Origin of the sequence: Streptomyces sp. NPDC001668, from assembly GCF_042893155.1 — a bacterium.
Taxonomy (GTDB): domain Bacteria; phylum Actinomycetota; class Actinomycetes; order Streptomycetales; family Streptomycetaceae; genus Streptomyces.
Genome location: NZ_JBIAUQ010000007.1, coordinates 105,181 through 127,492 on the forward strand (window position 1 = coordinate 105,181; position 22,312 = coordinate 127,492).

The window sequence follows — 22,312 nt, forward strand, 5'->3', positions numbered from 1 at the left end:
CAGGCCCACGCCCCCGCACGGCCCCGGCGGGACCCGGTCCCGCAAGCGGGGGCGGCGACCCATCCGACCTGGCCACGGACCCACGCCCACACGGCTTGCGCGAGCCGGACCCGCCCCCAGGCGGCGGACGCGTGGCCCCCTTCACCTGAGCCCAGGCCCACGCCCCCGCACGGCCCCGGCGGGACCCGGTCCCGCAAGCGGGGGCGGCGACCCATCCGACCTGGCCACGGACCCACGCCCACACGGCCTGCCCGAGCCGCACCCGCCCCCAGGCGGCGGACGCGTGGCCCCCTTCACCTGAGCCCAGGCCCACGCCCCCGCACGGCCCGGACGGGACCCGGTCCCGCAAGCGGGGCTGGCGACCCATCCGACCTGGCCACGGGCCCACGCCCACACGGCTTGCGCGAGCCGCACCCGCCCCCAGGCGGCGGACGCGTGGCCCACTTCACCTGAGCCCAGGCGTCCGCCCGCCCACCTCGCGGGGCCGGGTGCCGTGGCCGTGGGGACGCGGGGGTACGCACACGGCGACCAGGGAACGTGACGGCGAGGCGCCCCAGGCCCCCGTACACCCGACGACCGAGCCGCACCCCCGCCAACCCGCCCTCGGCGACCCGCACCCCCCCCCGTGTCCATGAGGTGACCGTCCCCCCGCCCCGGGGTACTTTCGCAGGCATGGCAGGCACCACGCACACCGTGACCAACCAGCCCCCACCTCTGATCGGCTACGACGTCTACGGCGCCGACCGCGCTCTCAAGGAGGGTGTCGAACGGCACCTCGACCCGGCCCTGCTCGACGAGGTCCACGGAGAGCTGGCGGCGCTGGGCCGGGCCTGCGGCTCGGCGCAGGTGCAGGAGTGGGGCCTCCAGGCCAACGAGAACCCGCCCCGGCTGCGCACCCACGACCGCCACGGCCACCGTATCGACGAGGTCGAGTTCCATCCGGCCTGGCACCGGGTGCTCGGCAAGGGCGTCTCCGCGGGCCTGACCGCCGCCTGGGCCCGCCCCGGCGGACACGTACGGCGCGCGGCGGCCTTCGTGCTGTGGACGCAGGTCGACGCGGGCAACTGCTGCCCCCTGTCGATGACCCACGCCGCCGTCCCCGTGCTGCGCACCGACCCGGACCTGGCCGCCGAGTGGGAGCCGCGGCTGACGTCGATGGTCTACGACCGCGAGCTGCGGCCCGCCCACCTGAAGGCGGGGGCGCTGTTCGGGATGGGGATGACGGAGAAGCAGGGCGGCAGCGACGTCCGGACGAACACGACGTCCGCGCGGGCCCTGCCCGACGGGGAGACCTTCGAGCTGACCGGACACAAGTGGTTCTGCTCGGCCCCCATGTCGGACGGCTTCCTGGTCCTCGCCCAGGCGCCGGGCGGACTGACCTGCTTCCTCGTCCCCCGGGTCCTGGATGACGGCACCCGCAACACGTTTCTCCTCCAGCGCCTCAAGGACAAGCTCGGCAACCGCTCCAACGCCTCCGCCGAGGTCGAGTTCGACCGGACCTGGGCCCGCCGCGTCGGCGACGAGGGGCGCGGGATCCACACCATCATCGAGATGGTCGCGGCGACCCGGCTCGACTGTGTCCTCGGCTCGGCGGGCCTGATGCGCCAGGCCGTCGCCCAGGCGATCCACCACTGCACCCACCGCGAGGCCTTCGGCGGCAAGCTCGTCGACAAGCCGCTGATGCGCAACGTGCTCGCCGACCTCGCCCTGGAGTCCGAGGCCGCGACCACCCTGGCCCTGCGCCTGGCGGCCGCCTACGACAAGGACGACGAGCAGGAGCGTGCGTTCCTCAGGATCGCGGTGCCGGTGGCCAAGTACTGGGTCACCAAGCGCTGCGCACCCCTGACGGTCGAGGCCGCCGAGTGCCTGGGCGGCAACGGCTACGTCGAGGAGTCGGGACTGCCCCGCCTGGTCCGCGAATCACCGCTGAACTCCATCTGGGAGGGCGCGGGCAATGTGCAGGCCCTGGACGTCCTGCGTGTCCTGCGGCGCGAGCCACAGGCCCTGAACGCCTACCTCCTGGAGATCGGCGAGACCCGGGGCGCCGACCACCGCCTGGACGCGGCGACGAAGGACCTGTTCACCGAACTGGCCGACCTGGAGGGCATCGAGGGCCGGGCCCGCCACCTGACGGAGCGGCTCGCGCTCGTGCTGCAGGGTTCCCTGCTGGTCCGCCACGCGCCCCCGGAGGTGGCCGACGCGTTCTGCGCCGGGAGGCTCGGCGGTGACGCGGGAACGGCCTTCGGCACCCTGCCCCCGACCCTGGACCTGGCCTCGGTGGTGGAGCGGGCCCGTCCGGTGGGCTGACCTGTTTTCCACGCGTGAACGGGGGTGGTGCTGCGCCGACACGGCACCACCCCCGTTGCGGCCGTCAGAGGCCGAAACACGCCGCTGCGAGACGGCGTTGGCCCAAGTTTCAAACAAGTCGGAGCCCACCACCAGGGTTGCAGGGGGTTGCAACTTCCTGGCGTCTATGAACGGACTGTGTGCCTGACCCGGAGACGAACGGCACTATTGGACGGTCAGTCAAGACGCACCGGAAGGACAGACCCGTGCCGAGGCATGTGACCCACCTGGCCACCGTGGACACGGCACGCGCAGCCCGGCTGCTGAACGACGTCCGCTCCGCCACCCTGTCCGGCCGGCGCGCGCCGGTCGCCCCGCGCCGGGTGATCGGGGAGTCCTGGAGCCGCATGCTGCGCGGCGGTGTCGACCCGGACCACGACTTCCGGGCGGGGCTGCTGCCTCCCGAGGAGGTGCAGCGGCGCCGCGAGAGCACCCCGCTCCGGCATGTCCTGCCGGTCCTGCGGGAGGGGCTGCTGTCGGTCGCGGACGTCGCCCACCACATCATGGTCGTCGCCGACGAGGACGGCCGCGTGCTGTGGCGGGAGGGCAGCTCCCCCGTGCTGCGCAAGGCCGACGGCACCGGCTTCGAACTCGGCGCCGACTGGCGGGAGAACGTGGTCGGCACCAACGGCATCGGCACCCCGGTGGTGGTCCGCCGCCCCGTGCAGGTCTTCGCCTCCGAGCACTTCGTGCGCTCCCAGACCTCCTGGACCTGCACCGGCGCCCCCATCACGGACCCGCGCGACGGCCGGCTGATCGGCGTGGTCGATGTGAGCGGCCCCCTGGACACCATGCACCCGGCGACGCTCGCCTGGGTCGACGCGGTGGCCAAGCTCGCCGAGTCCCGGCTGCGCGAGCTGCATCTGACCTCGCTGGAGCAACTGCGGGCCGTGGCGGCGCCGGTGCTGTCCCGGCTCGCCGGCCGGGCCCTGGTGGTGGACCGGGACGGCTGGACGGCGGCGGTGACCGGAATGCCGTATCCGCACCGGATCGCGCTGCCCAAGTCGCTCTCGCCGGGCCGCCGATGGCTGCCGGCGCTCGGGCTGTGCGCGCTGGAGCCGCTGGCGGGCGGCTGGTTGATCCGCGCCGCCGACGAACCGGAGCCGCAGGGCGTCACCCGGATCGTGCTCGATCTCGCGCAGCCGCGCCGCTGGACGGTGACGGTGTCGGGCGGCGCGGGCACCTGGAGTCACGAACTGAGTCCCCGGCACGCCGAGTTGCTCTATCTGCTGGCCCTGCACCGCTCGGGTCGCAGTGCGGCGGGCCTGGCCGAGGACATGTTCGGCGATCCGGGCCGCACGGTGACCGTGCGCGCGGAGATGTCCCGGGTACGGCGTTATCTCGGGGCGTTCCTGGAACACCGGCCGTATCGTTTCTGCGAGGACGCCGAGGTCGAGGTGCTGCTGCCGGGCGACCCGGCCGACCTGCTGCCGCACTCGACGGCCCCGGCCGTGCTCGGGGCCCGCGCTTCCACCGAGACCGGGTGAAAACCCTCGCTCACGGTGCATCTTCCGCATAATTGCAGCGTCTTCGTCCCCAGCGGTCCCTTACTGCCGTAGCATCCCTCTACGGGCCACCCCACCTGCTCCTCGGTCAACGTACGGATCATCAGGCGCAGTTGGCCCGCGTCGGGAGGACGGTATGAAGCAACGTGGCAGACACCGCAGGCGCAAGCGGGGCCAAGCCCTGCGCGCCTTCCTGGCCGGGACCGCCCTCGCGCTGACGGCCGCCGCCACCATGATCAGTGCCTCGCAGGCCACGGTCGCCGCCAATCCCGGGACACTGAAGCCGCTCACCTCCGCGGCCGACACCGCCCCGATGCGCCTCAGGGAGTCCCAGGTTCCGCAGGGCGCCCTGGACCGGCTCTCCTCCGCGATGGGCCGTCCGGCCGGGGTCTCCGCCGTCCTCGACTCGGCCGACCGGCCACTGCGCGACGCGATCGACTGCTCGGCCGGCGAGCGCAGGGCGCTGCCCGTGGAGCCGACGGCCACCGCCGCGTACTGCTGGGACGCGGCCGACACCCGCGGCTGGCGGGCCGGGGCGGTCACCACCTCCGGGGACGCCGACGACGACGGCCTGTGGGGCGCCAACCGCGTGATCCTCTCCGCCTGGAGCCGCACCGGCACCGCCGCGGCCGACGGGGGCCTGGCCCGGGTCGCCTTCGTCGACGCCAACGACCTGAACCGGCTCACCTACTCCTGGGTCCTGCTCGCCGTCCCGGTCGACGGCGGACGCGACTTCCGCGGCCTGGTCTCCCAGGTCTCCGGGATGGTCTGGTACCAGAACAAGCTGCTGGTCACCGCGAGCGGCGACGACGGCGACGCGCTGTACGTGTACGACATGAACCGCGTCCAGCGAGCCACCGTCGACAGCGCCGCGGTCGGCCGGGTCCGCGGCGGCTGGTCGGCGCACGGCGCCCAGTGGGTGCTGCCCGCCGTCGGCTCCTACCGCCTGGCCGACGGGGTCGGCGCCGCCCGCCCCGACTACCTCTCCCTGGACCGCAGCACCGCGCCGGACAGCCTGGTGGCGAGCGAGTGGGTCTCCGGGGACGAGGACACGGGCGCCCGCCTGTGGCGCTACGACTTCAGCGGCGACCCCGGCCACGCCGGCCTGCTGGCCACCGACACCGGCGGCTACGCGCGCCCGGCCGGGGCCTACGTCACCAAGGCCTCCGGCACCGGCCCCGTCCTGTCGTACGACTCCCAGTGGTACCTGGGCCGGGCGGCCGGGACGGACGGCGACCACGGCACGCTGTGGCGGCAGAACACCTCGAACCCCGCGAAGGCCACCCGCTGCGGCTCGGACGAGACCCGCAGCTGCTGGAGCACGGAGTCGGAGTCCCTGTCGTACTGGGAACAGACGGGCGAGGTCTGGTCCCAGTCGGGCCGGGTGCTGTTCGCGCTGCCGCTGGCCTCGATCGACAGATCTCTGGGATAGATGATTCCCTGACCGGCATGCCGAACATCGCCGTGACCACCTGGTCCCTGGAACAGACCGCCCCCACCGACCTCCTTGCGGCCGAGCCCCCGGAGGGCGACGTCCGCATCCACCGGGCGGAGGTCCCCTCCCCCGAGTTCAGCCGCTTCCTCTACGCCTCGGTGGGCGGCGACATCCGCTGGACCGACCGGCTCTCCTGGACGTACGCGCGATGGCGGGAGCACCTGGAGCGGCCGGGCGTGGAGACCTGGGTGGCCTACGACCGGGGCACGCCCGCCGGATACGTCGAGCTGGAGCCCCAGGACGACGGGGTCGTGGAGATCACATACTTCGGCCTGGTCCCGGCCTTCCGCGGCCGGCGGATCGGCGGCCACCTCCTGTCGTACGGCACGGCCCGCGCCTGGGACCTCGCGGACCGCTGGCCGGGACTGACGGACACCAAGCGGGTCTGGCTGCACACCTGCTCCAAGGACGGCGAGCACGCGATGGCCAACTACCAGCGCCGTGGCTTCCAGCTCTTCGACACCAAGGTCGAGGAGGAGGCGGAGGTGCCCGCACCCGGTCCCTGGCCCGGGGCGTACCCGGCCTGACCTGCGGGAACAAGAGGTCTCGCGATCTTTGTGACCAACGACACCCTGATCTCACCTGTCGAGACCAGGGTGTCCACATGATGGATAAAGCTGGACTGTGTCCAGATCGCCGTGACACGCTTCCGTCATGTCTGGAACTGGAATTGCCTTGGTGAGTCGGCTCCACGTCGACCTCGGCCGCATGTCCAGCGCCATCTGTCCGGTGCGCTGACGAGCCGCAGCGTCACCCGGTACATCCTCTCGTTCTCCTCCCCGCGCAATGACGCGCAGGTACACCCATGCGCCCGTACGCGCAGGTAAGAGCCGCTTCCCGCCTGTCCCGAAGGACGTAACAACCATGGCCGCCACCCCGCAGAACCCTGCCGCCGCAGCGCCCCGCCGCAAGGTGAGCCGTCACCGCGGTGAGGGTCAGTGGGCCGCGGGGCACCACACCCCGCTGAACGGCAACGAGCAGTTCAAGAAGGACGACGACGGTCTCAATGTGCGGACACGCATTGAGACGATCTACTCGAAGCGCGGCTTCGACTCGATCGACCCCAACGACCTGCGCGGCCGGATGCGCTGGTGGGGCCTGTACACCCAGCGCAAGCCCGGGATCGACGGCGGCAAGACCGCGATCCTGGAGCCGGAGGAGCTGGACGACAAGTACTTCATGCTGCGGGTGCGGATCGACGGCGGACGCCTCACCACCCAGCAGCTGCGGGTCATCGGCGAGATCTCGGAGGAGTTCGCGCGCGGCAGCGCCGACGTCACCGACCGGCAGAACATCCAGTTGCACTGGATCCGCATTGAGGACGTCCCGGAGATCTGGAACCGCCTGGAGGCGGTCGGGCTGTCCACGACCGAGGCCTGCGGTGACACCCCGCGTGTGATCATCGGCTCGCCGGTCGCCGGCATCGCCGAGGACGAGATCATCGACGGCTCCTGGGCCATCGAGGAGATCCACGAGCGGTACATCGGCAGCAAGGAGTTCTCCAACCTGCCGCGCAAGTTCAAGACGGCGATCTCCGGCTCCCCGCTCCTGGACGTGGTCCACGAGATCAACGACATCGCCTTCGTCGGCGTCGAGCACCCCGAGCACGGCCCCGGCTTCGACCTGTGGGTCGGCGGCGGCCTGTCCACCAACCCCAAGCTCGGCGTGCGGCTCGGTGCCTGGGTACCGCTGGCCGAGGTGCCCGAGGTGTGGGCCGGCGTGGTCGGCATCTTCCGCGACTGGGGCTACCGGCGCCTGCGGACGCGCGCCCGTCTGAAGTTCCTCGTCGCCGACTGGGGCCCGGAGAAGTTCCGCCAGGTCCTGGAGGACGACTACCTGAAGCGCAAGCTGACCGACGGCCCCGCGCCCGCCGAGCCCTCGGGCCGCTGGCGCGACCACGTCGGCGTGCACCGCCAGAAGGACGGCCTGTTCTACGTCGGTTTCGCGCCGCGCGTCGGCCGCGTCGACGGCGCCACGCTGACGAAGATCGCCGAGGTCGCGGAGGCGCACGGCTCGGGCCGGGTCCGGACCACCGTCGAGCAGAAGATGATCATCCTCGATGTCGAGGAGGCGCAGGTCCAGCCGCTCGTCGAGGCCCTGGAGGCGCTCGACCTGACGGCCAAGCCCTCGCCCTTCCGGCGCGGCACGATGGCCTGCACCGGCATCGAGTACTGCAAGCTCGCCATCGTCGAGACCAAGGCGCGCGGCTCCCAGCTGATCGACGAACTGGAGCGCCGGATCCCGGACTTCGACGAGCCGCTCACCATCAACCTCAACGGCTGCCCGAACGCCTGCGCCCGTATCCAGGTGGCGGACATCGGTCTCAAGGGCCAGCTGGTGCTCAACGACCGGGGCGAGCAGGTCGAGGGCTACCAGGTGCACCTCGGCGGCGCACTCGGCCTGGAGGCCGGGTTCGGCCGCAAGGTGCGTGGCCTGAAGGTCACCGCCGAGGAGCTGCCCGACTACGTCGAGCGCGTCCTGAAGCGGTTCCAGGCCGAGCGCGAGGAGGGCGAGCGGTTCGCCGCCTGGGCCTCCCGCGCCTCCGAGGAGGCCCTGTCGTGAGCGAGCGGGCCGCCCCCTTCTACTGCCCCTACTGCGGCGACGAGGACCTGCGTCCGAGCGAGCAGTCTCACGGCGCGTGGGAATGCGCGGCGTGCAACCGCGCATTCCAGTTGAAGTTCCTCGGGCTGCTCGCCCGGGGCCTTCAGCCCACCGACGCAGGGGGAGAACAGATATGACCGCGATTCAGGAAGAGCGCACGACCGACGACCTCAAGGCACTCGCCGAGCAGGCGGGCCGCGACCTGGAGGACGCCTCCGCGCTGGAGATCCTCCAGTGGGCCGTCGACACCTTCGGCAAGAGCTTCTGCGTGACCTCCTCGATGGAGGACGCGGTGGTCGCGCACCTCGCCTCCCGGGTCCTCAAGGGCGTGGACGTCGTCTTCCTCGACACCGGCTACCACTTCGAGGAGACCATCGGCACCCGGGACGCCGTCGAGGCGGTGATGGACGTCAACGTCATCACCCTGTCACCGACGCGGACGGTCGCCGAGCAGGACGCCGAGTTCGGCCCGAAGCTGCACGACCGCGACCCCGACCTGTGCTGCAAGATGCGCAAGGTCGAGCCGCTGGAGCGGGGCCTGAAGGACTACCTGGCCTGGGCGACCGGCCTGCGCCGCGACGAGTCCCCGACCCGGGCGAACACCCCGGTCGTCGGCTGGGACGAGAAGCGCCAGAAGGTCAAGGTCTCCCCGATCGCCCGCTGGACCCAGGACGACGTGGACGCGTACGTCCAGGAGCACGGCGTCCTCACCAACCCGCTCCTCATGGACGGCTACGCGTCCGTCGGCTGCGCCCCCTGCACCCGCCGTGTCCTGGAGGGCGAGGACGCGCGCGCCGGCCGCTGGGCGGGCCGCGCCAAGACCGAGTGCGGGCTGCACGGATGACGACATCTACCAAGGAGTTGCACGTGACGACCGGAGCCACCGTCTGGCTCACGGGTCTGCCGAGTGCCGGCAAGACCACCATCGCGTACGAGCTGGCCGGCCGGCTGCGCGAGGAGGGCCACCTCGTCGAGGTCCTCGACGGCGACGAGATCCGGGAGTTCATCTCCGCGGGCCTCGGCTTCAGCCGCGAGGACCGGCACACCAACGTGCAGCGCATCGGTTTCCTCGCCGAACTGCTCGCCCGCAACGGCGTGAAGGCGCTGGTCCCGGTCATCGCGCCCTACGCCGACAGCCGCGAGGCGGTGCGCAAGCGCCACCAGGAGAGCGGCGCCGCGTACCTGGAGATCCACGTGGCCACTCCGGTCGAGGTGTGCTCCGTACGCGATGTGAAGGGCCTGTACGCCAAGCAGGCGGCGGGCGAGCTGTCCGGGCTGACCGGGGTCGACGACCCCTACGAGGAGCCCGAGACTCCCGATCTGCGGATCGAGTCGCAGAACCAGACCGTCCAGGAGTCCGCGGCCGCGGTCCACGCGCTGCTCACCGAGAGGGGACTGGCATGACGACGACCGTCACTGCGGTGGAGGAGGGCACGGAAGCCCCGTACGCCCTGTCCCACCTGGACGCCCTCGAGTCCGAGGCCGTGCACATCTTCCGTGAGGTGGCGGGTGAGTTCGAGCGGCCGGTGATCCTGTTCTCCGGCGGCAAGGACTCCATCGTCATGCTGCACCTGGCGCTGAAGGCGTTCGCCCCCGCGGCGATCCCCTTCTCGCTGCTGCATGTGGACACCGGACACAACTTCCCCGAGGTCCTTGAGTACCGGGACCGTGTGGTCGAGAAGCACGGTCTGCGCCTCCATGTGGCTTCCGTACAGGACTACATCGACCGCGGTGTGCTCAAGGAGCGTCCGGACGGGACCCGCAACCCCCTCCAGACGCTGCCGCTGACGGAGAAGATCCAGGCGGAGAAGTTCGACGCGGTCTTCGGCGGCGGCCGCCGGGACGAGGAGAAGGCCCGCGCCAAGGAGCGCGTGTTCTCGCTGCGCGACGAGTTCTCCCAGTGGGACCCGCGCCGCCAGCGCCCCGAGCTGTGGAACCTGTACAACGGCCGGCACGCCCCCGGTGAGCACGTCCGGGTCTTCCCGCTGTCCAACTGGACCGAGCTGGACGTGTGGCAGTACATCGCCCGCGAGGGCATCGAGCTGCCGGAGATCTACTTCGCCCACGAGCGTGAGGTCTTCTCCCGCAGCGGTATGTGGCTGACCGCCGGTGAGTGGGGCGGCCCCAAGGACGGCGAGACCGTGGAGAAGCGGCTGGTCCGGTACCGGACCGTCGGTGACATGTCCTGCACGGGTGCCGTCGACTCCGACGCCGACAGCATCGAGAAGGTCATCACGGAGATCGCCGCCTCCCGGCTCACCGAGCGCGGCGCCACCCGCGCCGACGACAAGATGTCCGAGGCCGCGATGGAAGACCGTAAGCGCGAGGGGTACTTCTAGCCATGAGCACCACCACCACGGAACTCGGCCTCACCGAGACGACCCTTCTGCGGTTCGCGACCGCCGGCTCCGTCGACGACGGCAAGTCCACCCTCGTCGGGCGGCTGCTGCACGACTCCAAGTCGGTCCTCGTCGACCAGCTGGAGGCCGTCGAGCGTGCCTCGGCCTCGCGCGGCCAGGAGGCCCCCGACCTGGCGCTGCTCACCGACGGCCTGCGCGCCGAGCGGGAGCAGGGCATCACCATCGACGTGGCCTACCGCTACTTCGCCACGCCCAGGCGCCGGTTCATCCTCGCCGACACCCCCGGCCACGTGCAGTACACCCGCAACATGGTGACGGGTGCCTCCACGGCCGAGCTGACGGTGATCCTGATCGACGCCCGCAACGGGGTGGTGGAGCAGACCCGCCGGCACGCCGCCCTCGCGGCGCTGCTGCGGGTGCCGCACGTGGTGCTCGCCGTCAACAAGATGGACCTGGTCGAGTACAAGGAGTCCGTCTTCGCCGCGATCGCCGAGGAGTTCACGGCGTACGCGCTCGAACTGGGCGTCCCGGAGGTCACCGCGATCCCGATCTCGGCGCTGGCCGGTGACAACGTGGTGGAGCCGTCCGCGAACATGGACTGGTACGGCGGCCCCACCGTCCTGGAGCACCTGGAGACGGTCCCGGTCGCCCACGACCTGAGCCACTGCCACGCGCGCCTTCCCGTGCAGTACGTGATCCGGCCGCAGACCGCCGAGCACCCCGACTACCGGGGCTACGCCGGTCAGATCGCCGCCGGCTCCTTCCACGTCGGTGAGCAGATCACCGTGCTGCCGTCGGGCCGCTCCACGAAGATCGCCGGCATCGACCTGCTCGGTGAGCCGGTCGACGTCGCCTGGACGACCCAGTCGGTGACGATCCTCCTGGAGGACGACATCGACATCTCGCGCGGCGACCTGCTGGTGCCCAGCAAGGACGCCCCGCCGACCACCCAGGACATCGAGGCGACCGTCTGCCACGTCGCCGACGCCCCGCTGACCGTCGGCCACCGGGTGCTGCTCAAGCACGGCACCCGCACGGTCAAGGCGATCGTCAAGGACATCCCGTCCCGGCTCACGCTCGACGACCTGTCCCTGCACCCGCATCCGGGGCAGCTCGTCGCCAACGACATCGGCCGCGTGAAGATCCGTACCGCCGAGCCGCTGCCGGTCGACTCCTACTCGGACTCGCGGCGCACCGGTTCGTTCATCCTCATCGACCCGAACGACGGCACCACGCTCACCGCGGGCATGGTCGGCGAGTCGTTCGCGTCCCCGGAGCCCGTCAAGGACGAGACCGAGGACGACGGGTGGGACTTCTGACATGAACTCCACCGACTACTACTCCACGTTCGCGAAGGAGGGCGGCCGCGTAGGCAGCGGCGCGCTCGGCAGCGGGCAGGGCGGAGTGGCGCGATGTGTGCGTTGACGTACGCGCACCGCTTGCGCGCCCCGTCCCCCCACAGCCGTAGACGCAGACCTGCCGACCTCCCGGCCACGACCTGAGAGACCGTGACCGCCGGGCCTCCGAGAGGAACACCTCCCGTGCCTGTCAACCGCTCAACGCTCCTTCGCCGCGGCATCGCCGTGGCGGCCGCACTTCCCCTTCTGACGCTCGCCGCCTGCAGTTACGGGTCCGACTCCACGGCGGACAACGCCAAGGAGAAGGTCGCCGCCGGTTCGTCGAAGATCGACGGTCTGGGCTCCGTCAAGATCGGCTACTTCGGCAACCTGACCCACGGGACCGCGCTCGTCGCCCGTCAGCAGGGACTGTTCCAGAAGGAGCTGGGGGCCACCAAGGCCGCGTACCAGATCTTCAACGCCGGCCCGTCGGAGATCGAGGCCCTCAACTCGGGCTCGATCGACATCGGCTGGATCGGCCCGTCCCCGGCGATCAACGGCTACACCAAGGCCAAGGGCACCAACCTGCGGATCATCGGCGGTTCCGCGTCCGGTGGCGTGAAGCTGGTCGTCAACCCGAAGAAGATCAAGTCCCTGAAGGACGTCAAGGGCAAGAAGATCGCCACCCCGCAGCTCGGCAACACCCAGGACGTGGCGTTCCTCAACTGGATCGCCGACCAGGGCTGGAAGGTCGACGCGGACACCGGCAAGGGCGATGTGTCGGTGGTCCGCACCGACAACAAGATCACCCCGGACGCCTACGCGTCGGGTGCCATCGACGGCGCCTGGGTGCCGGAGCCGACCGCGTCCAAGCTGGTCGCGGAGGGCGGCAAGGTGCTGCTCGACGAGGCGTCGCTGTGGCCGGACAAGAAGTTCGTCATCACGAACATCATCGTGCGGCAGGCCTTCCTCAAGGAGCACCCGAAGGCCGTCGAGGCGGTGCTGAAGGCCTCGGTCGAGGCCAATAAGTGGATCAACGCCAACCCCGACGAGGCGAAGGCCGCGGCGAACAAGCAGCTGGAGGCGGACTCCGGCAAGGCGCTCAAGGCGAAGGTGCTGGACCCGGCCTGGAAGTCGATCCAGTTCACCGACGACCCGCTGGCCGCCACCCTCAACACCGAGGCGGAGCACGCCGTCAAGGCCGGGCTGCTGGAGAAGCCCGACCTGAAGGGCATCTACGACCTCACGATCCTCAACAAGGTCCTCAAGGCCGAGGGCGAGAGCACCGTCGACGACGCCGGTCTCGGCGCCAGCTGATCCCCGCCCGACGAGTTCCCAGGAGGTGACGACCATGGCAACGACCTTCGCCAAGGCCGAGGAGTCGGTGGAGTACGCCGCTCGCCTTGAGCATGTCTCGAAGTCCTTCGCAGGACCGGGCGGGCAGCAGCTCGTCCTGGACGACATCAGCATCGATGTCGCACCCGGCGAGTTCGTCACCCTCCTGGGGGCCTCGGGCTGCGGCAAGTCCACCCTGCTGAACCTGGTGGCGGGCCTGGACGAGCCGTCCGTCGGATCCATCGCGACGGACGGCCGCCCGGCCCTGATGTTCCAGGAGCACGCCCTCTTCCCGTGGCTGACCGCGGGCAAGAACATCGAACTCGCCCTCAAGCTCAGGGGAGTTCCGAAGAACGAACGACGCGAGCGGACCGAGGAGCTCCTCGAACTCGTCCGTCTGAAGGGCGCGTACGGCAAGCGCGTCCACGAGCTGTCCGGCGGTATGCGACAGCGTGCGGCCCTGGCCCGGGCGCTCGCCCAGGAGAGCAACCTGCTGCTCATGGACGAGCCGTTCTCGGCCCTCGACGCCATCACGCGGGACGTGCTGCACGACGAGCTGACGCGGATCTGGACGGAGACCGGCGTGTCCGTCCTCTTCGTCACACACAACGTGCGCGAGGCCGTACGGCTCGCGCAGCGGGTGATCCTGCTGTCGTCCCGTCCCGGGCGGATCGCCCGCGAGTGGACGGTCGACATCCCGCAGCCGCGCCGCATCGAGGACGCACCCGTGGCCGAACTGGCCCGTGAGATCACCGAAGAACTGCGTGGGGAGATCCGCCGCCATGGCCAGCACTGAGACGACGCCGGCCCAGGATGCCGGAAGCGTCGAGGCAGGCCTCGACGCACTGGAGACGACGGCCACCGGCCGGCCGCCCTTCAGCCAGACCTTCAAGAACAAGATCCTTCCCCCCATCATCGCCGTCGTCGTGGTGCTGCTGGCCTGGACACTCCTCTACCCGGTCGTCGACAACCCGTCGAAGCTGCCCTCCCCCGCCGATGTCTGGGGCGAGGTCGAGGACCAGTGGCTCAAGGGGACGTTGTTCTCCTACATCTGGGGCAGCGTGTCCCGCGGTCTGCTCGGCTTCCTGCTCGCGCTGGCCATCGGTACTCCGCTGGGCCTGGTGGTGGCGCGCGTGAAGTTCGTGCGCGCGGCGTTCGGCCCGATCCTCTCCGGCCTCCAGTCGCTGCCCTCGGTCGCCTGGGTGGCGCCCGCGGTGATCTGGCTGGGCCTGAACAACTCGGTGATGTTCACGGTGATCCTGCTCGGCGCCGTGCCCTCGATCGCCAACGGTCTGGTGTCGGGTGTCGACCAGGTACCCCCGCTGTTCCTGCGCGCGGGCCGCACCCTGGGCGCGACGGGTCTGCGCGGCACCTGGCACATCGTGATGCCGGCCGCGCTGCCGGGCTATGTGGCAGGCCTCAAGCAGGGCTGGGCGTTCTCCTGGCGTTCGCTGATGGCCGCCGAGATCATCGCCCAGTCGCCGGACATGGGCATGGGCCTCGGCCAGCTCCTGGAGGTGGGCCGCACCAACAGCAGCATGGCGACGGTGTTCCTCGCCATCCTGCTCATCCTGTTCGTCGGCATAGCGATCGACCTGCTGATCTTCAGCCCGCTGGAGCGGTGGGTGCTGCGCAGCCGCGGTCTGCTGGTGAAGAGCTGAGCCCCATGAAGCCTGTTCTCCTGGTCATCGCCCACGGCAGCCGTGATCCACGGCATGCCGCGACGGTGCACGCTCTCGTCCGCCGGGTGCGCTCGCTGCGCCCGGACGTACGAGTGGAGACGGGCTTCCTGGACTTCAACGTCCCTTCGGTGCAAGGGGTGTTGGAGTCGCTGGCGGCCGAGGGCGTCCGTGACGTCGTAGCGCTGCCGCTCCTGCTGACGCGGGCGTTCCACGCGAAGGCGGACATCCCCGCGGTGCTGCGGGACGCGCCGCCGCGGCTGCGGATCCGGCAGGCGGAGGTGCTCGGCCCGTCGCCGTTGCTGCTGTCCGCGCTCGAACGACGGCTGTACGAGGCGGGGTTGACGCCCGCCGACAAGTCCTCGACGGGGGTCGTGCTGGCCTCGGCGGGGTCCACCGACCCGGAGGCGATCGCAGTGATCGCAGACATCGCGCGGGAGTGGCGGCACACCGGTTGGTGCGCCGTGCGACCTGCGTTCGCCTCCGCTGCTCTGCCCCGCACGGAGGACGCGGTGCGGGAGCTGCGGTCCCTGGGCTGCGCGAAGGTGGCAGTGGCACCGTACGTGCTCGCCCCGGGGTTCCTGCCCGACCGGATCGCGCGCGGCGCGGCCGACGCGGACGTCCTGGCCGAGGTGCTGGGACCCGCGCCGGAGGTGGCGCGGGTGCTGCTGCGGCGGTACGACCGCGCGTCCGCGCGGGTGCTGCTGCCGGTCAGCGCGTGAGCCGACGCTACGTCCCTACGGCGGTGACGGCCTCGTCGGCCAGCCGTACCAGCTCTGCCACCGGCATCGACCCGGCCTGTCGGCGTTCGCGGGCGTAGGTGTTGGCGAGCCGCTGGAGAAGGTCGTTCAGAGGGGTCGGTACGTCGTGCAGACGGCCGAGGAGAACGATCTCTCCGTTGAGGTAGTCGGCCTCGATGGTGCCGGTGCCGCGGGTGAGGGACTGCCAGGAGGAGCCGCCGCCGCGCGGGGCGTCCTCCAGGGGCCGCAGGGTGACCTTGTCGCCGCGCAGCGCGCGCTGTTCCTCGACGCTCGCGTACGCGATCCCGGCCGCGTCGAGGACGGCCACGCCCTCGGCCCGTACCCGGTCGACGAGCGCCAGGGCCGCCTCGCTCTCGACGGGCCCGGCGACCGCCTCGACGGCGTTGGCGAGGTTGGACAGCAGCTTGGCGTACTGCCAGCGGGCGAGGTCCGGCACGACCGGTGCCTCGAACCGGGACTTCTCCAGGTCGGCGGCGATCCGCCGGGCCGTCTCGTCCGTGCCGTGCGGATACACGCCCAGGTGCAGGATGCCGGTGAGCGGGCTGCCCGCGGCGGAGACGACTCCGGGCTCGACGAAGGTGGAGGGCAGCCAGACGCAGACGCCGTACACGCGGCGGAAGCGGCGCAGGGCGATGCGCCGGCCCTCCACGCCGTTCTGAGCGCACAGCAGCGGCAGCCGCTCGGCCGCGGTGCCGCCGCCCTCGACCGGGGCGGGGCCCCAGGTGTCGAGGGCGCCTTCGGTGTCCTGGGTCTTCACGGCGAGGACGAGCACGTCGTCGGCGCGCAGCACGCCGAGTCCGGCGGGCCCGTCCACGACCGGGAGCCGGTACGTGAACTCCCCGTCCGGCACCCTCAGCCGCAGCCCGCCGTCCTTGAGCGCCGCGTGCTGCGCGCCCCGCGCGACCAGTACGACCTCGTGTCCCGAACCCGCGAGCCGCCCGCCGACGGCTCCGCCGACCGCCCCTGCCCCGATGATGATGTAGCGCATGGGAGGAGCCTCGCACAGCGGTCTCGACCTTGTCCGTGGAGCCGTCCGTGGGGCGGTCCGTGGGGCCGTCCGTGGGGCCGTCCGTCCGGCGGGCATCGGCGCCCGCAGCCTCGCGGTCAGCCACGTCAGCCACGTCAGTCACGTCATTACGCGAACGGCGTCGCCTGGTGGAAGTACAGCAGCCACCCGCTCGGTGTGAGCCGCCACAGCGAACTGCGGTGCGCGCGGCGGCCGTTGCGCTCCGTGTCGAAGAGGAGATGGACGAGACCGGGCGCGAGCTCGACGCCCTTCATGCCGGACGCGGTGATCGGCCCGGCTCCCTGGTCCGTGGCGCCGGCGAGGGCGGCGATGATCGACGCGCGGTCCCAGTGCCGCCCGGACGCGCCGAACTCGTGGAACTCGGGGTGCAGCAGCGCGCCCACCGAGTCGGGCGAGGCGCGCACCTCGGGGTCGAGGAGTCGCAACTCCCCCTGGATGGCCGCCGCGACAGCGGGACCGCGCTCACTCACCGGTCATCTCCACGAGCTTGACGACCGTGTTCCAGTTGCGGCTGGTGGCGATCACGCCCTTGTTCAGGCGCGGCTTGGAGAGGTGCTCGGCGAGCTTGGAGCGGCCGAGGCCGTTCGGGGCGTACAGGTACAGGGCGCGGTCGCCGAGGCGGAACTCCTCGGGGAGGTAGGCGGCCTGGTCGATCTCCGCGAAGCGGTCCGCGTCGACGGGGGCGGAGAAGTAGGTGACGTGGAGCTGTTTGGCCTCCAGCTCGGCCGCCGGGAAGGGGCAGGCCGCGGCGATGGCCTTCAGATAGGCGTGGTCGCGGACGATCACGTCGACCGGGAAGCCGAACCGTTTCTCGATCGCCTCCGTGAGCTCGGCGGCCAGGGTCTCCTCGTCGCCGTGGTCGGCGGTGAACACGGCCTGGCCGCTCTGCAGGTAGCTGCGTACCCCGTCGTGTCCGAGGTCTTCCATCAGCGTGCGCAGGTCGGCCATGGGGACCTTCCTGCTGCCGCCGACATTGATTCCGCGCAGCAGCGCCGCGTACGTGGTCGTCATGCGCACACCCTAGGACGGCCCGGCCCGCCGAACCCCGATCACCGCCCCGCAGAAGGCCCGTTAGATGTAAGGGTCATGGTCCTCCCCAGTACGGAGGGCGCGCGGTCCCTTGGGAGGAGCCGGCGGCGCCCGCACTTCACCGGCCAGCACGACGAGACGGGTTTATCCAGCTCATACCTTCGAAGTGAAAGGTGGCGGCAGGGGGCTGCCACCGCTCACAAGGGGGCAAGCCCGTCATGGGGAACCAAGACACAAGGGTGCGGGGCCTGGCCGCCCGGGCCGGCGGCTGGAGCGCACGGCACCGATGGGCTGCCGTCGGCATCTGGGTGCTGTTCGTCGTCCTGGCGATGGGACTCGGCTCGGCGGCGGGCCGGGTCGACGTCAAGGACAGCGACCAGCTCAAGGGGGAGACCCACACCGCCGCGAAGATCATCGAGGACGCCGGGATCGACGAGCCGGCCAGTGAGACGGTGCTGATCCAGGCCAAGGACGCCGGGGGCAAGGCCACCGACGCCGACTTCAGGGCCGCCGTCGCCGCGGTGATGAAGGCGGTCGAGGGCACCGGCAAGGTCACGGACGTGACCTCGCCGTACGACACGAGGACGATCTCGAAGGACGGCCGCAGCGCGCTCGTGCAGTTCGACATGCGCGGCGAGGCGGACACCGCCGGGGACCGGGTCGAGCCGGTGCTGAAGGCCGTCGAGGGGGTGCAGAAGGAGCACGGGTCGCTGCGGATCGAGGAGATCGGCGGCGCCAGCATGATGAAGACGTTCGACGACGCGTTCGGCGACGACTTCGAGAAGGCCGAGCTCTCCGCGGTGCCGGTGGCCCTCGGCATCCTGCTCATCGCCTTCGGCGCGCTGGTCGCGGCCCTGCTGCCGGTGCTGCTGGCCGTCAGCGCCATCATGGCGACCATGGGCCTGATGGGCATCGTCAGCCATGTGATGCCCATGAGCGACACCGCCAACTCCGTGATGCTGCTGGTCGGTCTGGCCGTCGGCGTCGACTACTGCCTGTTCTATCTGCGCCGTGAGCGCGAGGAACGGCAGGCCGGACGTGACGCGCAGACCGCCCTGCGGATCGCCGCCGCCACCAGTGGCCGCGCGATCATCGTCTCGGGTGTCACGGTGTGCGTGGCGATGGCGGGCATGCTGTTCACCGGGCTCGCCGAGTTCGAGGCGATGGGCCTGGCCTCGCTGATGGTCGTGGCCGTCGCCATGGTCGGTTCCGTGACCGTGCTGCCCGCGCTGCTCTCCCTGCTGGGCGAGCGGGTCGAGAAGGGCAAGATCCCCTTCCTGCACCCGGAGAGCAAGCTGCGCCGCAAGCGGGCCGGCAACCGGGAGAGCCGGTTCTGGACCGCCGTGCTGAAGGGCGTCCTCGCCAAGCCGGTCGTCTCGGTCGTGGTCGCGGCCGGTGCGCTGCTCGCCGTCGCGGCGCCCGCGCTCGGCATGAAGACCCAGAACCTCACCCTGGACCAGGAGTTCGGCAACTCGCTGCCGATCGTCGGGACGTACAACCGGGTCAACGACGCCTTCCCGGGCGGCTCCGAGCCGGCCGAGGTGGTCGTCAAGGCGGACGACATCAACGCCCCCGAGGTCACCGGCGCGCTGGCCGCCTTCAAGGCGAAGGCGATCTCCTCGGGCGCCTCGCGCGGCCCGGTCGAGATCAAGCTGCACGACGCGCAGAACCTCGCCTTCGTGTACGTCCCGCTGGTGGGCGGCTCCGACTTCGACAAGGCCGGTCAGAGCCTGGACACGCTGCGCGACGAGGTACGTCCGGCCACACTCGGCAAGGTCGACGGTGTCGAGGCGCCGATCACCGGACAGGTCGCCGGTTCCGAGGACTTCAACGACCAGCTGACCGGAGCGGTCGTCCCGGTCTTCGCGTTCGTCGTGGTCTTCGCCTTCGTGCTGATGCTGCTGTCGTTCCGCTCGCTGACCGTCGCGATCACCTCGATCGTGCTCAACCTGCTGTCGGTGGGTGCCGCCTACGGCATCCTCGTCGCGGTCTTCCAGCACGGCTGGGGCGCCTCGCTGGTCGGTGCGGAGGGCGTCGGGGCCATCATCACCTGGCTGCCGCTGTTCCTCTTCGTGATCCTGTTCGGGCTGTCGATGGACTACCACGTGTTCGTGGTCTCGCGGATCCGCGAGGCACGTCTGCGCGGCCGCACCACGAGGGACGCGATCCAGCACGGTGTGGTCACCACGGCCGGGGTCGTCACCAGCGCCGCCGTCATCATGGTCGCCGTGTTCGCGATCTTCGGGACGCTGTCCATGCAGTCCATGAAGCAGATGGGTGTGGGCCTGGCGGCCGCGGTGCTCATCGACGCGACGATCATCCGGGGCGTGCTGCTCCCCGCGGTCATGGCCCTGCTCGGCGAGCGCAACTGGTACCTGCCGAAGTGGCTGAACCGGCTGCCCGACCTCACCCACGACGAGGCCGCGGACGCCGTGGCGGCGCCCGCGGCGCGGGACGACGAGGGTGAGCCGCTGAGGGTCTGAGCCTTCCGCTGCGGAAACCCTCCGCCGCGAAGGCTCAACCCCCTTGTACTGAGGGCCCGTTGGTCACCGGGGTGCCAACGGGCCCTCACTCATGCCCGGCGCGCGGCCAGTTCCGCCTCGATGAGGTCGGCCGCCCTGCGGGTACCGCCCTCCTGAGCCATCTCCGCCTGGATCTCCTTCAGTCTCCGGGCGACCTCGGGGTCGTCGACGAGCGCGAGGGCGGCCTCGCGCAGCGCCTCGGCGGTCGCCTCCTCGGTGTCGATCCGGCGGGCGACCCCGAGCCCTTGGAGCATGTCGGCGTTGCCGAACTGGTCCACGGCCTGCGGTACGGCGATCATCGGCGTGGCGGTCGCAAGGCCCTCCTGGCTGCCGCCCGCGCCGGCGTGCGTGACGAACAGGTCGGCCTGCCTCAGAATCGCCAACTGCGGTACCCACGACCGCACTTCGACGTTCTCCGGAACGGCGCCCAGCTCGGCCGGGTCCACGTGCTTGCCGATCTGGAGCACGAGGTGCCAGCCGGGGAGGTCACCGAAGGCCTTGACGCATTCCTTGTAGAAGTCGGGCCGCCTGGTGAAGGAGGAGCCGAGGGAGACGAGGGCCACCCTCTCCGCCGCGTCCGGCCTGTGCCACTCCCCCTGGGCACGGCGGTCTCCCTGGCAGGCGCCGACGAAGGTGTACACACTCTCGTCGACCCGGTCGGCGTTGGGCTGCAACGCCTTCGGGATCAGTACCAGGGAGCGGACGGGGCGGCCGACGAAGGTGTCGGGGTGCAGGTCGATGCCACTCTCGGTGAGCCATGCCTCGAAGCGGGCGTAGTAGGCCCGCCCGCGCTCGGTGCTCTTCGGCCCGGCCCACATGGGCTCGGCGACCTCCTCCTCGTAGCCCTCCCAGGCGACGAGGTTCGGCGAGAGGGAGATCGCCGGGACACCCCAGCGGTGGGCGAGGACGCGGGCCGGGTAGGCGGTGATGTCGTGCAGCACGAGATCCGGCTGGTCGCCGTCGTAGGCCTCGGCCAGCTGCGGCAACGCCTGGATCGCGTCGCCGAGGAAGAGCTCCACGTGGTCGAGGAGTTCGGTGCCCCAGGCCGCCGGGTCGTCGTCGGGTCCGGGCAGGGTCGAGTTCCACGGCTTCGGCTCGGCCCCGGTCTCGGCGACCTTCCCGGCGAACAGCGGCGGGACGGCGTACGTGACCCGATGGCCCCGCGCCACGAGCTCGCGGATCACCTCCAGGCTGGGGTTCACATGGCCGTGGGCGGCGATGGAGAACATGGCGATGTGGGAGGGAGGGGTCATGGGGAGGACGCTAGACGAGACGATACGTCTCGTGCAACCTGTTTCAGGGGCGCGGTGCGAGCACCTCGTAAAGCCGCAACCATCGCTCGGGCGGCACGGCCCCTACGAGTACGGTCCGGTCGAGACCGGCGTGACGGAAAGCCGCGTCGACCCGGCGCCGGGGGCGGGCCCGGCGCAGGGAGGCGTGCAGCGAGCCCCCGACGCCCGAGAACCCGAGTTCGACCAGATGCCGCCAGCCGTGCTGTTCGCCGGACGTGAGGAGCGGTACGCGGCGACGCTCGATCCGGAGGATCCCGGCATCCACTCGCGGCACGGGCCGAAAGCTCGACCGGCCGACCCGTCCCACCAACCGCCACTCGTACCGGGGCCAGCTCAGCATGGTCAGCAGGGTCCAACTCCCGTAGTCCCCCGTGCGCTTACGGGCGTACTCCAGCTGCGTCAGGAGCGTCGCGTCGGTGAGTGCCGGAGCCCTCAGACACCAGTCGACGATCCCGGCCGTCCGCGAGAAGGGCACGTTCCCGGCGACCGAGAAGGCTGTACGGGGCGGACTCGCGGCAAGGAAGTCCCCTGCCACCACCTGGACTTGGGGCGCCGAGGAGAAACGGGCGTCCAGCAGCGGAACGAGCCGCTCGTCGATCTCATGGGCGAGCAGACGCCGGCAACGAGGGGCGAGGAGTTCCGTCAACGCACCTTTGCCGGCCCCGACTTCGAGCAGCAAGGGGGCCGTGCCGGGATCGGGTACCGCCAGCCTGGCGAAGCGCGCTGCGGCCACACGGTCGGTGAGGAAGTTCTGGGAGAGGGTGCGCGAGACGCGCGAGGGGCGGGCCATGGCCTGCGGTCCTTGTCTTCCGGAAGCGGGAAAAGGGCAGACGAAGGCCCTGACCGGAAGACAGGAGAGTGGAGAGCGGGACGAACCCGGCCGCGTGTGATCAGCGGCGGAAGCGGCTCCCCGGGCCGGTCAGGGCTCCGGGGCCACGCCGCATCCGTACGGAGTGCGTGAGGCCCCGGCCGAGACCGGAGAAACGGATCGCGTTGTTCGCTGCCACGGACGGAACGCTAGGG

At 71.1% G+C, this 22,312-nt stretch carries 21 protein-coding genes; 16 read left to right on the forward strand and 5 right to left on the reverse strand.

Annotated elements, in window-relative coordinates; all coding sequences use genetic code 11:
• Nucleotides 1-672 precede the first annotated feature (672 nt).
• From ACFYZ8_RS22435 to ACFYZ8_RS22505, 15 genes are all read left to right on the forward strand, one after another.
• A complete protein-coding gene (locus tag ACFYZ8_RS22435; RefSeq protein ID WP_388536986.1) occupies nucleotides 673-2,307 on the forward strand; it encodes an acyl-CoA dehydrogenase family protein in 1,635 nt (544 codons plus the stop codon).
• Between the two features lie 245 nt (nucleotides 2,308-2,552).
• A complete protein-coding gene (locus tag ACFYZ8_RS22440) occupies nucleotides 2,553-3,833 on the forward strand; it encodes a GAF domain-containing protein (protein ID WP_359028783.1) in 1,281 nt (426 codons plus the stop codon).
• Between the two features lie 154 nt (nucleotides 3,834-3,987).
• On the forward strand, nucleotides 3,988-5,283 hold the full coding sequence (locus tag ACFYZ8_RS22445; protein WP_388536988.1) for a hypothetical protein: 1,296 nt from the start codon (nucleotides 3,988-3,990) through the stop codon (nucleotides 5,281-5,283).
• Nucleotides 5,284-5,300: 17 nt separating this feature from the next.
• Entirely contained in the window at nucleotides 5,301-5,873 is a 573-nt protein-coding gene (locus ACFYZ8_RS22450) for a GNAT family N-acetyltransferase (protein ID WP_359028785.1), read from the forward strand.
• Between the two features lie 127 nt (nucleotides 5,874-6,000).
• Nucleotides 6,001-6,084, forward strand: coding sequence for a putative leader peptide (locus ACFYZ8_RS22455; RefSeq protein WP_359028992.1), 84 nt, complete (start codon nucleotides 6,001-6,003; stop codon nucleotides 6,082-6,084).
• Between the two features lie 126 nt (nucleotides 6,085-6,210).
• The gene (locus tag ACFYZ8_RS22460; RefSeq protein WP_388536990.1) at nucleotides 6,211-7,908 is read left to right on the forward strand and encodes a nitrite/sulfite reductase; all 1,698 of its coding nucleotides are present in this window, start codon (nucleotides 6,211-6,213) and stop codon (nucleotides 7,906-7,908) included.
• Nucleotides 7,905-8,084 carry a hypothetical protein gene (locus ACFYZ8_RS22465; RefSeq protein WP_359028787.1) on the forward strand — a complete coding sequence of 60 codons (180 nt, stop codon included), beginning with the start codon at nucleotides 7,905-7,907 and terminating at the stop codon, nucleotides 8,082-8,084. Before ACFYZ8_RS22460 ends, ACFYZ8_RS22465 begins: the two co-directional genes overlap by 4 nt.
• Nucleotides 8,081-8,791, forward strand: a complete 711-nt coding sequence (locus ACFYZ8_RS22470) for a phosphoadenylyl-sulfate reductase (protein ID WP_359028788.1) — start codon at nucleotides 8,081-8,083, stop codon at nucleotides 8,789-8,791. Before ACFYZ8_RS22465 ends, ACFYZ8_RS22470 begins: the two co-directional genes overlap by 4 nt.
• Entirely contained in the window at nucleotides 8,788-9,351 is a 564-nt protein-coding gene (cysC, locus tag ACFYZ8_RS22475; RefSeq protein ID WP_356013947.1) for an adenylyl-sulfate kinase, read from the forward strand. The genes ACFYZ8_RS22470 and cysC overlap by 4 nt, the downstream gene beginning before the upstream one ends.
• A complete protein-coding gene (gene cysD / locus ACFYZ8_RS22480) occupies nucleotides 9,348-10,286 on the forward strand; it encodes a sulfate adenylyltransferase subunit CysD (RefSeq protein ID WP_359028789.1) in 939 nt (312 codons plus the stop codon). Before cysC ends, cysD begins: the two co-directional genes overlap by 4 nt.
• A gap of 2 nt (nucleotides 10,287-10,288) precedes the next feature.
• On the forward strand, nucleotides 10,289-11,626 hold the full coding sequence (locus ACFYZ8_RS22485; RefSeq protein ID WP_388536993.1) for a sulfate adenylyltransferase subunit 1: 1,338 nt from the start codon (nucleotides 10,289-10,291) through the stop codon (nucleotides 11,624-11,626).
• 222 nt (nucleotides 11,627-11,848) lie between these two features.
• Entirely contained in the window at nucleotides 11,849-12,961 is a 1,113-nt protein-coding gene (locus ACFYZ8_RS22490; RefSeq protein ID WP_359028791.1) for an aliphatic sulfonate ABC transporter substrate-binding protein, read from the forward strand.
• Nucleotides 12,962-12,995: 34 nt separating this feature from the next.
• Nucleotides 12,996-13,775, forward strand: a complete 780-nt coding sequence (locus ACFYZ8_RS22495; protein WP_359028792.1) for an ABC transporter ATP-binding protein — start codon at nucleotides 12,996-12,998, stop codon at nucleotides 13,773-13,775.
• Nucleotides 13,762-14,640: an ABC transporter permease subunit gene (locus ACFYZ8_RS22500; RefSeq protein WP_359028793.1), complete on the forward strand. Its 879-nt coding sequence runs from the start codon at nucleotides 13,762-13,764 to the stop codon at nucleotides 14,638-14,640. Before ACFYZ8_RS22495 ends, ACFYZ8_RS22500 begins: the two co-directional genes overlap by 14 nt.
• A 5-nt stretch (nucleotides 14,641-14,645) precedes the next feature.
• Complete coding sequence (locus tag ACFYZ8_RS22505; protein WP_359028794.1) at nucleotides 14,646-15,380, forward strand: sirohydrochlorin chelatase; 735 nt, start codon at nucleotides 14,646-14,648, stop codon at nucleotides 15,378-15,380.
• A 7-nt stretch (nucleotides 15,381-15,387) separates the two neighbouring features.
• On the opposite strand, the gene ACFYZ8_RS22510 is transcribed toward ACFYZ8_RS22505, so the two are convergent.
• The 3 genes from ACFYZ8_RS22510 to ACFYZ8_RS22520 form a co-directional block, all read right to left on the reverse strand.
• Complete coding sequence (locus tag ACFYZ8_RS22510; RefSeq protein WP_388536995.1) at nucleotides 15,388-16,407, reverse strand: ketopantoate reductase family protein; 1,020 nt, start codon at nucleotides 16,405-16,407, stop codon at nucleotides 15,388-15,390.
• Nucleotides 16,408-16,553: 146 nt separating this feature from the next.
• Entirely contained in the window at nucleotides 16,554-16,916 is a 363-nt protein-coding gene (locus ACFYZ8_RS22515) for a DUF4440 domain-containing protein (protein WP_388536997.1), read from the reverse strand.
• Nucleotides 16,909-17,457 (reverse strand): DUF1697 domain-containing protein, encoded by a 549-nt coding sequence (locus ACFYZ8_RS22520; protein ID WP_388536998.1) that lies wholly within the window; start codon nucleotides 17,455-17,457, stop codon nucleotides 16,909-16,911. The genes ACFYZ8_RS22515 and ACFYZ8_RS22520 overlap by 8 nt, the downstream gene beginning before the upstream one ends.
• 236 nt (nucleotides 17,458-17,693) lie before the next feature.
• Between ACFYZ8_RS22520 and ACFYZ8_RS22525 the strand changes: the two genes are divergently transcribed.
• Complete coding sequence (locus tag ACFYZ8_RS22525) at nucleotides 17,694-19,958, forward strand: MMPL family transporter (RefSeq protein ID WP_388537000.1); 2,265 nt, start codon at nucleotides 17,694-17,696, stop codon at nucleotides 19,956-19,958.
• Nucleotides 19,959-20,047: 89 nt separating this feature from the next.
• Here the strand turns inward: ACFYZ8_RS22525 and mgt are convergent, their stop codons facing one another.
• Together mgt and erm are read right to left on the reverse strand one after the other, a co-directional pair.
• Nucleotides 20,048-21,250: a macrolide-inactivating glycosyltransferase gene (gene mgt / locus ACFYZ8_RS22530; protein WP_388537002.1), complete on the reverse strand. Its 1,203-nt coding sequence runs from the start codon at nucleotides 21,248-21,250 to the stop codon at nucleotides 20,048-20,050.
• A 43-nt stretch (nucleotides 21,251-21,293) separates the two neighbouring features.
• A complete protein-coding gene (gene erm / locus ACFYZ8_RS22535; protein WP_359028800.1) occupies nucleotides 21,294-22,079 on the reverse strand; it encodes an ErmE/ErmH/ErmO/ErmR family 23S rRNA (adenine(2058)-N(6))-methyltransferase in 786 nt (261 codons plus the stop codon).
• Between the last annotated feature and the right edge of the window lie 233 nt (nucleotides 22,080-22,312).

Coding starts and splice junctions, on each gene's coding strand:
- ACFYZ8_RS22525 (WP_388537000.1), top strand. CDS start 17,694: ATGGGGAACCAAGACACAAGGGTGCGGGGCCTGGCCGCCCGGGCCGGC.
- cysC (WP_356013947.1), top strand. CDS start 8,788: ATGACGACATCTACCAAGGAGTTGCACGTGACGACCGGAGCCACCGTC.
- ACFYZ8_RS22435 (WP_388536986.1), top strand. CDS start 673: ATGGCAGGCACCACGCACACCGTGACCAACCAGCCCCCACCTCTGATC.
- erm (WP_359028800.1), bottom strand. CDS start 22,079: ATGGCCCGCCCCTCGCGCGTCTCGCGCACCCTCTCCCAGAACTTCCTC.
- ACFYZ8_RS22520 (WP_388536998.1), bottom strand. CDS start 17,457: ATGACGACCACGTACGCGGCGCTGCTGCGCGGAATCAATGTCGGCGGC.
- cysD (WP_359028789.1), top strand. CDS start 9,348: ATGACGACGACCGTCACTGCGGTGGAGGAGGGCACGGAAGCCCCGTAC.
- ACFYZ8_RS22460 (WP_388536990.1), top strand. CDS start 6,211: ATGGCCGCCACCCCGCAGAACCCTGCCGCCGCAGCGCCCCGCCGCAAG.
- ACFYZ8_RS22455 (WP_359028992.1), top strand. CDS start 6,001: ATGTCTGGAACTGGAATTGCCTTGGTGAGTCGGCTCCACGTCGACCTC.
- ACFYZ8_RS22450 (WP_359028785.1), top strand. CDS start 5,301: ATGCCGAACATCGCCGTGACCACCTGGTCCCTGGAACAGACCGCCCCC.
- ACFYZ8_RS22505 (WP_359028794.1), top strand. CDS start 14,646: ATGAAGCCTGTTCTCCTGGTCATCGCCCACGGCAGCCGTGATCCACGG.
- ACFYZ8_RS22500 (WP_359028793.1), top strand. CDS start 13,762: ATGGCCAGCACTGAGACGACGCCGGCCCAGGATGCCGGAAGCGTCGAG.
- ACFYZ8_RS22510 (WP_388536995.1), bottom strand. CDS start 16,407: ATGCGCTACATCATCATCGGGGCAGGGGCGGTCGGCGGAGCCGTCGGC.
- ACFYZ8_RS22470 (WP_359028788.1), top strand. CDS start 8,081: ATGACCGCGATTCAGGAAGAGCGCACGACCGACGACCTCAAGGCACTC.
- mgt (WP_388537002.1), bottom strand. CDS start 21,250: ATGACCCCTCCCTCCCACATCGCCATGTTCTCCATCGCCGCCCACGGC.
- ACFYZ8_RS22485 (WP_388536993.1), top strand. CDS start 10,289: ATGAGCACCACCACCACGGAACTCGGCCTCACCGAGACGACCCTTCTG.
- ACFYZ8_RS22445 (WP_388536988.1), top strand. CDS start 3,988: ATGAAGCAACGTGGCAGACACCGCAGGCGCAAGCGGGGCCAAGCCCTG.
- ACFYZ8_RS22495 (WP_359028792.1), top strand. CDS start 12,996: ATGGCAACGACCTTCGCCAAGGCCGAGGAGTCGGTGGAGTACGCCGCT.